Raw genomic sequence first — 12,000 nt, 5'->3', positions numbered from 1 at the left:
GGCCTCCCGTTTAGGGATAGCTGAGGAGGGGCGAACGGCCCGCAGAAAGGAGGCTTAGACCAGCTCTCCCTCCAGGTCGTAATCGTAGGCCCGGGTAATTTTCACCGAATAGAAATTACCGGGCTGGAGCTTTTTATCCGTCTGGATGATCACTTCGTTGTCCACCTCCACGCTGTCGAACTCGGTACGGCCCAGGTAGCGGCCGGCTTCCTTTTTATCGACCAGCACCTTAAAGGTCTGTCCCACTTTCTCCTGGTTCTTTTCCAAAGAGATTTCCTGCTGCACGGCCATGATGTCCTCGGCGCGGCGCTGTTTTTCATCGGCCGGCACATCGTCCACCAGGTCGTGCGCCGAAGTGCCTTCCTCGTGCGAGTAGGTAAAGATGCCCACGCGGTCGAAGCGCTGGCGCTCCAGGAAGCCTTTCATCTCTTCCACGTCATCGAGGGTTTCGCCGGGGAAGCCGGTTATCAGGGTGGTGCGCAGGCAGATGCCCGGGACGGTTTCCCGGACCCTTTGTACCAGGTCTTCCATTTCGGCGCGGGTGATCTGGCGCTTCATGGCCTTGAGCATATTGTCGGCGGCATGCTGCAGGGGCATGTCGAGGTAGTTACAGATATTGTCGCGTTCCCGCATTACCTCCAGCACGTCCATCGGGAACTTGTGGGGGTAGGCGTAGTGCAGGCGGATCCATTCGATGCCCGGCACGTCGCTCAGGCGCTTCAGCAGGTCGGACAGCGCCCGTTTCTTGTACAGGTCCAGGCCGTAATAGGTCAGTTCCTGGGCGATCAGCATGATCTCTTTCACGCCCCGGCGGGCAAGGCTTTCGGCTTCCTTCACCAGCTCTTCGATGGAGCGGCTCACGTGGCCGCCGCGCATCAGGGGAATGGCGCAGAACGAGCAGGTGCGGTTGCAGCCTTCGGCTATTTTGAGGTAGGCGTAGTGTTGCGGGGTGGCCAGCAGGCGCTCGCCCAGCAGTTCGCTTTTGTAGTCGGCTTCAAAACGTTTCAGGATCAGGGGCAGCTCCATAGTGCCGAACCAGGCGTCCACTTCGGGGATGCTCTGCTCCAGGTCTTCGCGGTAGCGTTGGCTGAGGCAGCCGGTCACGTACACCTTGTCGAGGCGGCCTTTCTGCTTCAGGGCCACTTGGTCCAGGATGGTATTTACCGACTCTTCCTTGGCTTTGTCGATAAAGCCGCAGGTGTTGACGATCACAATGTTATGGTCACGTTTTTTGCTTTCGTGCACGACGTCAATCTCATTGGCGAGCAGCTGACCGCTCAGCACTTCGCTGTCCACCATGTTCTTGCTGCAGCCCAGCGTAATGATATTGACCTTATCTTTTTTGAGAGTTTTTGCTTTCATGACCCGCTACCGGAATTTTTATGAGGCGCAAAGGTCGCCAAAACATTTGGGATTACTCGTTAAACGAAAGAAAAACCTCCTGCGGAGATGGGATTCGTTCATTGGTTCATTGGGTATTAGGGGCGTAACTCCGGTACGAAAAACTAAAATCTTGTAACTGGAAACCGAACGTATAAACGGATAAGCAAATAACCCAGGAACTCAGGAACTTAGGAAGGAACTCGTAAACTTGTAAACCCGTAAACTCATCAGACTTTTCCCGCCACATACATCTTCCCCTCCGGAGTTTGGCTGCCGCCTTTGCGTTCGAGGGTGATGGCGAACATTTCGGCTTTGGGGAAGGACTTCATTTTGTGGGCCACGCCTTTTTCGCCCTGCAGCATGCCGGCATCTACGGGCTGGCCGTCCACGATGGCCCAGAGCTGGTATTGCTTATCCGGGGGGGCGCCGGGCAGCGAGAGGTCGGAGAGGTAGACGTCCCCGGTCTTTTTGTTCCAGAACACCTGGGCCTCGGCGGTGGGCATGCCGGGCACCTGGGTCAGGCGGACCTTGCTGTAGTCGGGGCTGTGCATCATGTCCACCGTACGGCGGTAGGCCAGCAATTGCTCGCGACCGGAAGCCTGGCGGGCTTTCATGCTGTCCATTTGCTGTTGCTGCAGCGCCAGCCGGATCTCGGACTGGTTGTTGACCAGCAGCAGGTTAATGATGAAGCCGGTGCACAGGACCAGGGCGAGGATGCAGGCCGCCAGCCAGTAATTTGGCCCCTTCCGCTTGGTAGGCAGCGGGATAATGGGAGCCGGGGTGGCCGGCTCCTCTACCATGGGCACCACCCGGGCAGGCACATGGCCTTCCTCCTGCTCCAGTTCGGACAGGCGGCCCAGCACCGCTGCTTTCAACCCGGGGGAAGGGGTGGGTGCCGCTGCAGCCGCCGCCCCGGCCAACGCATCGGTGATCCGGTCGATCTCCTCCCGGATTTGGGGGAACAGCGCTGCCAGTTGCCCGACCTTTTCCGCTTCGTCTTCGGGCAGCAGTCCCAGAACATAGAGTTCGAGGTCGCCGGATGATATGATACAGCTCAGGTCCATTTATTTTTCAATAACTTTTCGCAATTGCAGCAGTACCGACCGGATGCGGGTCTTTACCGTGCCCAGGGGCAGCTGCAGCATTTTGGAAATCTCGTCCTGGGTATAGCCCTGGAAATAAGCCAGCTCCAGCAGGCGGCGGCTGTCGGCCGGCAGGCGCTCCAGTGTTTTTTTCAGGCCCACGTCGGCCACCCTGCCTTCCACGCCTTCCCCGCCGTTATATACGTTGTCGGTAAGCTCCGTAGTTTTTCCCTGGCGGGCAAAATCTTTGGAGCGGGTGCGGTCGATGGCGCTGTTGCGGGCGATGTTGAGCATCCAGGTGTACAGGCGCCCCTTGGCGGGGTCGTACGAGCGGATTTGCTGCCAGATCTTGACAAACACCTCCTGGAGCACGTCTTCGGCCGTTTCCTGCACGGGCAGCACCTGGAAGATAACGCCCAGCAGGGCCTGGGAATAATGGTCGTACAAATAGGCATAGGCCTGCTCGCTCCGCCGGAGCAGGGCCTCGATGAGTTCGGCTTCGGTATATGTGGGGACGGGTGGCAGAAACGTTTAATCTTTGTTGCGTTCCAGGTTGAACAGGCTGTCCACGAACTCGTGCTTGTCAAACACCAGCAGGTCGTCCACCTTCTCCCCTACGCCGATGAATTTCACCGGGATCTTGAACTGGTTGGCAATGGCCAGTACCACGCCGCCCTTGGCGGTACCGTCGAGCTTGGTAATGGCCAGGGCCGACACTTCGGTGGCAGCGGTAAAATGCTTGGCCTGCTCCAGGGCGTTCTGGCCGGTGGAGCCGTCGAGCACCAGCAGCACTTCGTGGGGGGCGTCGGGAATAACTTTCTGGATGACGCGGCGGATCTTGCTCAGCTCCTCCATCAGGTGCAGCTTGTTGTGCAGGCGGCCGGCGGTATCGATCAGTACTACGTCGGTATCGCGGGAAACGGCGCTTTGTACCGTATCGAAGGCCACGGCTGCGGGGTCGGAGCCCATGGGCTGTTTGACGATGGGCACGCCTACACGGTCGCTCCAGATGGTCAGTTGGTCTACGGCCGCGGCCCGGAAGGTATCGGAGGCGCCCAGCAGCACCGATTTGCCGGCTTTTTTGAAGTTATGCGCCAGCTTGCCGATGGTGGTGGTCTTGCCCACGCCGTTAACGCCGACCACCAGGATCACGTAGGGCTTGGTGGGCAGGTCGGAATGGAAGTCGTAGGAGTTGGCGGAGGGAGCGTCGACCAGGGTGGTTTCGATCTCGTCCTGGAGAATGCGGTTGAGTTCGCTGGTATTGAGGTATTTATCGCGGGCTACGCGGGCTTCGATGCGTTCGATGATCTGGACGGTGGTGTCGATGCCCACATCGGCGCTGACCAGGGCGTCTTCGAGGTTGTCCAGCACTTCTTCGTCTACGGTGCTTTTCCCGGCAATGGCTTTCGATACCTTGGAAAAGAAGTTTTCCTTCGTCTTCTGCAGTCCTTCGTCCAGGCTTTGTTTTTCTTTCTTACCAAACAGCTTATCAAAAAATCCCATAACTATTTTCGATTTACGATATACAATGTACAATTACAACAACCCTTCCTGCGGGGCCCTTTTCTGGTTCCGCCCGATAAAATAATACAGGATCGGCCCCAGCAGGAACGGCAGGAACAGGATCAATAAAACCCAGATGAGTTTGTCGTACCGTCCCTTGAAGTCGCTCCGCAGCAGATCTACCAGAGCAATTATCATGACAATGAGGGAGACAAACGCCATCATTGAAAAAATGATCAACATAATTGAAGGGGTCAGCAGGCTCATAATGGTTTAGGGGGTTTTGTCCCCGTTCAGGTGTGCCAAGGTAAGGATTAAAATAGAAAAACGGGTAAATGGGCCAAGTTTCAACGGCGGCCCCGTGGGCTGGTACAGGCACAAACTACAAAAGCTGCCTCAATGAGACAGCTTCCGGAAAAATTACTAACCCTTTGTTTATTTCTGTGCTAAGAAATCTTTCACTTTATCCTTGTGTACGATAGCTTCCTTGAAGGTGTAAGCACCTGTCTTGGGGCTACGTACAGCTTTGATCACTTTGCTCCAGTTTTTAGCTTCAGCGGCTGCTTTCTGGTCTTTGGTTTTAATCGCGGTTTTTGCTGCTTTTGCCATGATTATGCGTTTATAAGATTACGGGGTCGAGCGCCTGCGATTTACCACTAAATAAACCACAAACTACAAACCACAAACTATTTAATTTCTTTGTGAACAGTCACTTTTTTCAGGTTCGGATTGTACTTCTTCAGTTCCAATCTTTCCGGATTGTTCTTTTTGTTTTTTTCGGAGATATAGCGACTGGTGCCGGGAACACTGGTGTTCTTCTGCTCAGTACACTCTAAAATCACCTGTACACGGTTTCCTTTCTTTGCCATTGTTAACTATTTTTAGATGTGTTGACCAGCAGCGCGGAGCTCCTTTACAACGTTAAACAATCCTTTTTTATTAATCGTGCGAATTCCATCTGCAGACAGTTTTAAAGTGATCCACTTATTTTCTTCTGCGAGGAAAAAACGTTTGGTTTGTAAATTCGGCAGATAACGGCGCTTGGTCTTAATGTTCGAGTGCGAAACATAATTTCCACCAATCGGCGTCTTACCGGTAACCTGACATACTCGTGCCATGACTTGGAAAAATTTTGGACGGCAAAAGTAGAGAAAATTTCCGAAAGTGAGGAGAGAATGAGGATATTTTTTTCAACTAACCGAAAAAAAGTGGAAAACGAGCAAAAGTGCCCCGGTGGGCAAGCTAGGAAAAAAAGAGAGATTCCTTCACCATCCTCCCCTCTTTTTTTTGCTTAGCCGACCACCTCCACTAACCGGTCCAGGCGGAGTTCCAGGCCGCTGCCGGTCTTGAGGTAGACGCCGTCCTCATCGGCATAAACATTTAAAATGGTGGTGTCCAGGGTTACCACCGCCCCGTTATCGGCCCGGAACTTCAGGCGGCAGTGCTTTTTGAGCGCCGCCAGCACCTCCAGCTCCCCGCGGAATTCCTCGCTTACCGGTTGATAGGCATCCATTATTCCCTCCTTTTTACATTATAAAACAATTGATTTCCCTGCAGAAGCAGTGCCACAAGCCAAAAACGAGCCCCACAACGGCAGAGTTTTACACATATAATCCGTTGCCATGCATTCTTTTAAACAGGAAGGCTTTTGCATTTTCTGCATTTTAGATTAGCTTCGCTCCGCAATAAAATTCAGGTTTCATGAGTCAGAATTGTCAAATGCGTCATCGGCGTCCAGAGGGTCAAATGGGTCAAAGCGGTCATTAATGGTAATGCCCCTTTTGACCCATTTGACGTTTTTGACCCGGTCGACCCACTTGACCCTTCCCTTGTGGGACCTAATCGACTAAATTTAAATTAAATCATCATCATGGCTTACGATGTAGTTGTTATTGGCAGTGGCCCCGGCGGTTATGTAGCTGCTATCCGCGCCGCGCAGCTTGGTTTTAAAACGGCTGTAATTGAAAAAGAAAGTTTGGGCGGCATTTGTCTGAACTGGGGTTGTATTCCCACAAAAGCTTTATTGAAGAGTGCTCAGGTGTACGAGTACATCAAGCACGCCCAGGAATTTGGCATTGAAGCTACCGGACAGCACAACTTTGGAGCGGTGATCAAGCGCAGCCGCGGCGTTGCCGATAAAATGAGCAAGGGTATTGCCTTCCTGATGCGCAAAAACAAGATCGACGTGATCAACGGCTTTGGCAAACTGGTTGCCAAGGGCAAGATCGAAGTGACCGCAGCCGATGGCGGCAAACAAACCGTAGAGGCCAAACACATCATCCTGGCCACCGGCGCCCGCAGCCGCCAGCTGCCCGCCATGCCCATCGACGGTAAAAAGATCGTGGGCTACCGCGAAGCCATGGTACTGCCCCAGCAGCCCAAAAGCATGATCGTTGTGGGTAGCGGCGCCATCGGCGTGGAATTCGGCTACTTCTACAACAGCATGGGCACCAAGGTGACCATCGTGGAGTTCCTGCCCCGCATCGTTCCGGTGGAAGATGAAGACATCTCCAAAGAACTGGAAAAGAACTTCAAGAAGCAAGGCATCGACATCATGACCAACAGCGAGGTGACCAAAGTGGATACTTCCGGCAACGGCGTGAAAGCCACCGTGAAGACCGCTAACGGCGAAGTGACCCTGGAAGCGGATGTGCTGCTGAGCGCCATCGGCGTACAGGCCAACATCGAAAACCTGGGCCTCGAAACCGTAGGCGTGAAAACCGACAAAGGCCGCATCTCGGTTGAAAAATACTACCAGACCTCCGTTCCGGGCATCTACGCCATCGGCGACTGCGTTCCCGGCCAGGCCCTGGCCCACGTGGCTTCCAAAGAAGCCATCATCTGCGTGGAAAACATCGCCTACAACGAGAAGAAATTCAACCACAAACCCGAACCCCTGGACTACAACAACGTTCCGGGCTGTACCTATTGCACTCCCGAAGTAGCTTCCGTAGGCCTGACCGAAAAGCAGGCAAAAGATGCCGGCTACGAGATCAAAGTAGGCAAGTTCCCCCTGAGCGCCTCCGGTAAAGCTACCGCTGCCGGCCACCAGGAAGGCTTTGTGAAAGTGATCTTCGACGCCAAATACGGCGAATGGCTCGGCACCCACATGATCGGCTACAACGTAACCGAACTGATCGCCGAAACCGTGGTATCCCGCAAGCTGGAAACCACCTACCACGAAGTGCTGAACAGCATTCACCCGCACCCCACCATCAGCGAAAGCATCAAGGATGCCATCGAGGTGGCTTACGGCGAAGCGATCCACTTATAATCACTTCCAGACATAAAAAAGACCGCGGTTTCCCCGCGGTCTTTTTTATGTCTGGAACTCAGGAACTCAGGAACTCAGGAACTTACAGGTTACCGAAAACTTTCTTTAAGAGGTCCGTCGTACGGGCAACGGGGTCTTTGCGGATCTTTTGTTCTTCGAGACCCAGCTGGTAGAAAATGCCCGCCATGGCCTTCTCGGTCACATAACCCGACAGGTCGGGATTGACCTTATTGATGCTGAACTTGTTGTAGGCGGTAAAGACGTCGTTCCAGTACTTGGTGGCATTCACCTTCTGCAGCGAGCTTTCGATGACGGGGCGGAAGGCTTCGGTCAGCGGGCTGCTGGTTTTTCCTTTCAGGTAGTTGGTGGCGGCAAAGTCGCCGCCTTTCAAAATGCCCAGGGCGTCCTGGAAGGTCATTTGTTTGACGGCGGTAACAAAGATGGGGGCGGCGCTTTTGGCGGCGTCTTCGGCCGCACGGTTCATGGAAAGAATGGCGTTGTCCACCAGCTTGCCCATGCCCAGGTTGCGCAGGGTCTTCTCGGCCTTCAGGGCCTCGGGAGGCATCAGGATTTTCAGGACGGCATCCTTGAAAAAGCCGTCGGCGGCGGACAGCTTATTCGCCCCTCTTTCGGCGCCTACCGACAGGGCTTCCTTCAGGCCGTTGACGATGTCTTCGTTGCTCAGGCCAAGGCCCTTGCCACTGCCGGCACCAAAGATCTTACCGACCGTGGACTGAACGTTGGAATCTTTTTTCGTGGCTTCTTTAAAAATGCTCTTGAAACCCTGTGCCTGCAGGGAGGCGGAACCGATCAACAGGACGGAGCAAAACAGTAGTATTTTTTTCATACAGGTTTTTTGACGGTGAATAAAGGTGGCGGAAGTAGCCGGCCAATGGACCCGGTAGTTGAAAAAAGGTTTAAGCCTAAATTAAACATTACCGGCCGCAAAGTACAATTTAGGCGGTAGCATCTTCCGTTGCCCCGTCATTTTAACTTTATCCTTAATTTCATGGACCGTCCCTTTCCGCCATCAAAACCTCCAGCCTTATGGTCAGCATCTGGGAACAGGAAACGTTTTTCGCCCCGCAGGACGTGGTGATCGCCGGCAGCGGCTTTACGGGGCTGTGGTCGGCTTACTGGCTGAAGAAAAAGCACCCTTCGTGGAAGATCACCGTGGCCGACCGCTCGGTGATCCCCGCCGGCGCCAGCACCCGCAATGCGGGCTTTGCCTGCTTCGGCAGCGTAAGCGAGCTGGTGTACGATGCCGGCAAGATGGGCGCCGCCCGCATGCTGGAGCTGGTGGCCATGCGCTTCCGCGGATTGCAGCAGATCCGGGACTGTTTCGGAGCCGACCGTATTGATTTCGATCCCTGCGGCGGCTATGAACTTTATGACGCCGCCGATAGCCTTTCCGCTTCCCGCCTGGAGAAAAATATCCACTTCCTGAATGGTGCCCTGAAAGCCATCACCGGCACGCACCAAACCTTTGAGCGCATCGACGAGGAGCTCCCCTCCTTCGGCTTTGGCCATACCCGGCACCTGGTGCGGAACCGGCTGGAAGGCGCGCTGCACTCGGGCAAGCTGCTGCAGGCGCTGCTGCAGACGGTGCAGGGCATGGGCGTGCAGGTGTTCCCCTCCACTGCCGTTACCGCCTTCGAGCCCCGGGCCGGAAGCCTGGAGATCGCTACCAGCCAGCCCTTCCGACTGCAGGCCCGCCAGCTGCTGGTGTGCACCAACGCCTTTGCCCGCCAGCTGCTGCCCCGGCTGGACGTGGTGCCGGCCCGCGGGCAGGTGCTCCTCACCTCGCCCATTCGGGACCTTCCCTGGAAAGGCACCTTCCATTCCGACGAAGGCTTTTATTATTTCCGCAACCTGGGCGACCGGGTGCTGCTGGGAGGCGCCCGCAACAAGGCATTTGATGAAGAGGAAACTACGGAGATGCACCTGACCCCGCTCATTCAGAACGAACTGGAAGCCTACCTGGCGCAGGTGGTCCTGCCCCACCACGCAGGCCGCTACACCATCGATTACCGCTGGAGCGGCATCATGGCCATGGGGGGCGAAAAGATGCCCCTGGTGCAGCAGGTGGCGCCGGGAGTGTTCTGCGCCGTCCGTATGAGCGGCATGGGTGTGGCCCTGGCCCCGCTGGCAGGGCAACGGGTTTCGGAAATGATGTCGGATGGGTAGTGTACAAACCTTAACAACAACTCGGGAACAAGCGAACTTGTGAACAGGTGAACTTCTGCTACATTTGCGCGATGAAAAAATTTTCGATCTTTTTTCTTGCCTGCGGTCTCCTGGCGATGACAGGCTGCACGAGTAACGATAACCATACACCGGACACTTCCGGCGACCCCGGCAGCAACGTCCCTTCCGCCTCGGTGCCGGCTTTAAGCTACTCGGTAGCGGCCGCCTACCCGCACGACACCTCCTCCTTTACCGAAGGCCTGGAATTTTACAACGGCCAGCTGCTGGAAAGTACCGGCAATTACGGCAAGTCGAAGCTGCTGCACCTGGACCTGAAGACCGGCAAACCGGAAAGATCCGTATCGCTGCCGGAGAAGTTATTTGGTGAAGGCCTTACGGTGGTGAACGATACGCTGTACCAGCTTACCTGGAAAGAAAAGACCGTGCTGGTGTATTCGGCAAAGGATTTCAAGAAGGTCAAAGAACTTCCCTTGAACACCGAGGGCTGGGGCCTGACCCATGACGGGAAATCCATTATTGCTTCCGACGGCACCAGCAACCTGTATTTTTACGAGCCCGGCACCTTCCGGTTGCTGCGTACGCAGGGAGTAACCGAAAACGGGAGCCCCGCCATCAATATTAACGAGTTGGAGTACATCGACGGCTACGTTTATGCCAACCAGTGGATGTACAACTACATCATCAAGATCGACCCGAACAGCGGCCAGGTTGTGGCCAAGATGGACCTGTCGGACCTCGTCAACCGGGTGAAAGCCAAAAACCCCGACGCACTGGAATTGAACGGCATCGCCTATAACCCCGAAACAAAGAAAGTGTATGTGACCGGAAAGCTCTGGCAGGAATTGTACGAGATCCAGTTCCAGCATTAATTCCCCGTTTCCTTCCGAATGTTCCTAAAAAAGGCCGCAGCTTCGACTGCGGCCTTTTTTAGTTGAATGCTTTCTTTATGCCTTCTCCACTACATAGATCAGGGAACTGCACTTATCCTTATTGGTGGCGGCGGTGAGGTTGGAGCGCAGGCCGTTGAACAGGGCGGAGATCCAGCGGGTGGAGCCGAAGCGGTATTTGCTGCTCAACAGGGCGATGTAAAAGCTGTCGAACCACATGGGCTTTTTCGCGGTCAGCTTCAGGCCGTGCTTTTGCAGCAGCACCTCCACGGAACGGGGCGAGAAATGATACAGGTGACGGGGCACGTCATAAGCGGCCCAATAAGGACGATAAATGCCGGCGTCGAGGGACTGGTAGTTGGGCACGGCAATGAAGATTTTCCCCCCTTTCTTCAGCAACTCCTTTAGCCGCTCCACGTAGGGATGCAGGTCGTGTACGTGCTCGAGCACATGCCAGAGGGTGATGGCGTCAAACGAGCCTGCAGGTAATTGGGCCATCACCGAAGGCTCGCGGGCGACAATGCCGTTCAGCTCCCTGGCCAGCCGGCGGGCATCGCTGTCCAGCTCAATTCCTTCGGTTTTCCAGCCGCCCTTCTTCATCACCGCCAGGAAGGCGCCCGTACCGCAGCCGACATCCAGGATAGCCCCTGTCTGCACGCCGGTTTGGGAAACGATCAGTTGCTGCTTTTGCTTCAGGGTATAATTCCGTACGGCCTGGTAGGCCTTGTTGATCATCCCCTTGCTGGTGTTGGTATGCGAAATATAATCGGGCGATTTATAGTAGGGACCGATGGAGGCCTCATCCGGCGCATCCTGGGTAAACCGCAGGCTGCAGGCAGCGCATTGCCAAACGACAAACTCCTTTCCGCTGACCGAAAAATCTTTTACCGTCAGCAGGGGATTGATCTCGCTGTTCCCGCAAACCGGGCAATGGGTATGGTGCACGTAACCGTTCATAGAGGGCGCAAAGTAGTTCCAAAGTTCCAGAGTTCCAAAGTTCCGGAGTCGGGAGGTACCGCCTACCGCCCTATTGCTTTTGATACGAAGCACCGGGGGCTTCTGCCGGTATCGGCTGCCGGTTGCCGGCCGATGGAGTGAAAAAACCGTTCTGGTAAAAATAGAAAGCAAGGGCCAGCGCGCACAGGAAGACCAGGATCCAGGCAATGATCACCAGCCAGGGCCGCTGCTTTTTGGCCGTATGCATCTCCACCGGCTGCTCCTGTATGTTTTTTGTTTCGGCCGGAACTGCGGGGGCCGGGGCTTCGCGAACGGCCTTTTCGGCTTCCACCGTTTGCCAGCCCTCAGGGGCCAGCCGTTCGGGCTGAAAAAGAAGGCCGTTTGCAGAAAGTTCCAGTTTTCCAATGCCGTTCCAGTAAAAGGGTTCCTTCCGCAGTGTGTTTTCCAGCTGGCGGCCAAAGTCCTCGAGCAGCTGGGCCGCCGAGGCGGTATTGGTGCGCAACTGGCCCGCCAGGAACACCAGCTGGTGCTCCGGCACCACCGCCACCGGGCCGCCATCCGCCGCATAGCGGGTGGCATAGGCGGGAGGTGCAAAGCCCCGCTCCTCCGCCCTTGCCGGCTGCCGCACCAGCTCAAAACGGCCGATGCCCGGGATACTCACCTGGTTGTACTGAAACAAATACTTGGAAAGCTGATAAAACACAAA

The 12,000-nt window shown here is 55.3% G+C and carries 15 protein-coding genes; 3 read left to right on the top strand and 12 right to left on the bottom strand.

The window, feature by feature from the left end:
* Positions 1-54 precede the first annotated feature (54 nt).
* From rimO to V9K67_RS19355, 9 genes are all read right to left on the bottom strand, one after another.
* A complete protein-coding gene (gene rimO, locus V9K67_RS19395; RefSeq protein WP_336725328.1) occupies positions 55-1,362 on the bottom strand; it encodes a 30S ribosomal protein S12 methylthiotransferase RimO in 1,308 nt (435 codons plus the stop codon).
* 248 nt (positions 1,363-1,610) lie between these two features.
* Positions 1,611-2,447: an anti-sigma factor gene (locus V9K67_RS19390; protein WP_336725326.1), complete on the bottom strand. Its 837-nt coding sequence runs from the start codon at positions 2,445-2,447 to the stop codon at positions 1,611-1,613.
* On the bottom strand, positions 2,448-2,912 hold the full coding sequence (locus tag V9K67_RS19385) for an RNA polymerase sigma factor (RefSeq protein ID WP_336725324.1): 465 nt from the start codon (positions 2,910-2,912) through the stop codon (positions 2,448-2,450).
* An 84-nt stretch (positions 2,913-2,996) separates the two neighbouring features.
* Positions 2,997-3,968 carry a signal recognition particle-docking protein FtsY gene (gene ftsY, locus V9K67_RS19380; RefSeq protein ID WP_336725322.1) on the bottom strand — a complete coding sequence of 324 codons (972 nt, stop codon included), beginning with the start codon at positions 3,966-3,968 and terminating at the stop codon, positions 2,997-2,999.
* A gap of 33 nt (positions 3,969-4,001) precedes the next feature.
* A complete protein-coding gene (locus V9K67_RS19375) occupies positions 4,002-4,235 on the bottom strand; it encodes a PLDc N-terminal domain-containing protein (RefSeq protein WP_336725321.1) in 234 nt (77 codons plus the stop codon).
* Between the two features lie 168 nt (positions 4,236-4,403).
* Entirely contained in the window at positions 4,404-4,577 is a 174-nt protein-coding gene (locus V9K67_RS19370; protein ID WP_279298251.1) for a DUF4295 family protein, read from the bottom strand.
* A 77-nt stretch (positions 4,578-4,654) separates the two neighbouring features.
* Positions 4,655-4,837, bottom strand: a complete 183-nt coding sequence (gene rpmG / locus V9K67_RS19365) for a 50S ribosomal protein L33 (protein WP_336725319.1) — start codon at positions 4,835-4,837, stop codon at positions 4,655-4,657.
* 12 nt (positions 4,838-4,849) lie between these two features.
* Positions 4,850-5,086 (bottom strand): 50S ribosomal protein L28, encoded by a 237-nt coding sequence (gene rpmB / locus V9K67_RS19360; RefSeq protein ID WP_336725316.1) that lies wholly within the window; start codon positions 5,084-5,086, stop codon positions 4,850-4,852.
* A 173-nt stretch (positions 5,087-5,259) separates the two neighbouring features.
* The gene (locus tag V9K67_RS19355; protein ID WP_336725314.1) at positions 5,260-5,481 is read right to left on the bottom strand and encodes a hypothetical protein; all 222 of its coding nucleotides are present in this window, start codon (positions 5,479-5,481) and stop codon (positions 5,260-5,262) included.
* Between the two features lie 357 nt (positions 5,482-5,838).
* On the opposite strand from V9K67_RS19355, the gene lpdA reads away from it, so the two are divergent.
* A complete protein-coding gene (lpdA, locus tag V9K67_RS19350) occupies positions 5,839-7,242 on the top strand; it encodes a dihydrolipoyl dehydrogenase (protein ID WP_336725312.1) in 1,404 nt (467 codons plus the stop codon).
* A gap of 82 nt (positions 7,243-7,324) precedes the next feature.
* Here lpdA and V9K67_RS19345 read toward each other — a convergent pair whose 3' ends face one another.
* Positions 7,325-8,089, bottom strand: a complete 765-nt coding sequence (locus V9K67_RS19345; protein WP_336725310.1) for a DUF4197 domain-containing protein — start codon at positions 8,087-8,089, stop codon at positions 7,325-7,327.
* 200 nt (positions 8,090-8,289) lie between these two features.
* Between V9K67_RS19345 and V9K67_RS19340 the strand changes: the two genes are divergently transcribed.
* Together V9K67_RS19340 and V9K67_RS19335 are read left to right on the top strand one after the other, a co-directional pair.
* Positions 8,290-9,429 carry an NAD(P)/FAD-dependent oxidoreductase gene (locus V9K67_RS19340; RefSeq protein WP_336725308.1) on the top strand — a complete coding sequence of 380 codons (1,140 nt, stop codon included), beginning with the start codon at positions 8,290-8,292 and terminating at the stop codon, positions 9,427-9,429.
* 71 nt (positions 9,430-9,500) lie between these two features.
* The gene (locus V9K67_RS19335) at positions 9,501-10,319 is read left to right on the top strand and encodes a glutaminyl-peptide cyclotransferase (protein WP_336725307.1); all 819 of its coding nucleotides are present in this window, start codon (positions 9,501-9,503) and stop codon (positions 10,317-10,319) included.
* Positions 10,320-10,394: 75 nt separating this feature from the next.
* Here the strand turns inward: V9K67_RS19335 and V9K67_RS19330 are convergent, their stop codons facing one another.
* Together V9K67_RS19330 and V9K67_RS19325 are read right to left on the bottom strand one after the other, a co-directional pair.
* Positions 10,395-11,294, bottom strand: coding sequence for a class I SAM-dependent methyltransferase (locus V9K67_RS19330; RefSeq protein ID WP_336725306.1), 900 nt, complete (start codon positions 11,292-11,294; stop codon positions 10,395-10,397).
* 70 nt (positions 11,295-11,364) lie between these two features.
* Complete coding sequence (locus V9K67_RS19325; protein ID WP_336725305.1) at positions 11,365-11,997, bottom strand: hypothetical protein; 633 nt, start codon at positions 11,995-11,997, stop codon at positions 11,365-11,367.
* Positions 11,998-12,000: the final 3 nt, after the last annotated feature.

Origin of the sequence: Huijunlia imazamoxiresistens (assembly GCF_037132455.1) — a bacterium.
GTDB lineage: Bacteria > Bacteroidota > Bacteroidia > Chitinophagales > Chitinophagaceae > Flavisolibacter > Flavisolibacter imazamoxiresistens.
Note: the sequence above shows the minus strand (reverse complement) of the source record. Positions and strands in the feature narration are given on the sequence as shown.

What these genes read in the sequence shown, in the direction of transcription:
- rimO (WP_336725328.1), bottom strand. Translation starts at nt 1,362, where the DNA reads ATGAAAGCAAAAACTCTCAAAAAAGATAAGGTCAATATCATTACGCTG.
- rpmG (WP_336725319.1), bottom strand. Translation starts at nt 4,837, where the DNA reads ATGGCAAAGAAAGGAAACCGTGTACAGGTGATTTTAGAGTGTACTGAG.
- rpmB (WP_336725316.1), bottom strand. Translation starts at nt 5,086, where the DNA reads ATGGCACGAGTATGTCAGGTTACCGGTAAGACGCCGATTGGTGGAAAT.
- V9K67_RS19390 (WP_336725326.1), bottom strand. Translation starts at nt 2,447, where the DNA reads ATGGACCTGAGCTGTATCATATCATCCGGCGACCTCGAACTCTATGTT.
- ftsY (WP_336725322.1), bottom strand. Translation starts at nt 3,968, where the DNA reads ATGGGATTTTTTGATAAGCTGTTTGGTAAGAAAGAAAAACAAAGCCTG.
- V9K67_RS19370 (WP_279298251.1), bottom strand. Translation starts at nt 4,577, where the DNA reads ATGGCAAAAGCAGCAAAAACCGCGATTAAAACCAAAGACCAGAAAGCA.
- lpdA (WP_336725312.1), top strand. Translation starts at nt 5,839, where the DNA reads ATGGCTTACGATGTAGTTGTTATTGGCAGTGGCCCCGGCGGTTATGTA.
- V9K67_RS19340 (WP_336725308.1), top strand. Translation starts at nt 8,290, where the DNA reads ATGGTCAGCATCTGGGAACAGGAAACGTTTTTCGCCCCGCAGGACGTG.
- V9K67_RS19330 (WP_336725306.1), bottom strand. Translation starts at nt 11,294, where the DNA reads ATGAACGGTTACGTGCACCATACCCATTGCCCGGTTTGCGGGAACAGC.
- V9K67_RS19335 (WP_336725307.1), top strand. Translation starts at nt 9,501, where the DNA reads ATGAAAAAATTTTCGATCTTTTTTCTTGCCTGCGGTCTCCTGGCGATG.
- V9K67_RS19345 (WP_336725310.1), bottom strand. Translation starts at nt 8,089, where the DNA reads ATGAAAAAAATACTACTGTTTTGCTCCGTCCTGTTGATCGGTTCCGCC.
- V9K67_RS19375 (WP_336725321.1), bottom strand. Translation starts at nt 4,235, where the DNA reads ATGAGCCTGCTGACCCCTTCAATTATGTTGATCATTTTTTCAATGATG.
- V9K67_RS19355 (WP_336725314.1), bottom strand. Translation starts at nt 5,481, where the DNA reads ATGGATGCCTATCAACCGGTAAGCGAGGAATTCCGCGGGGAGCTGGAG.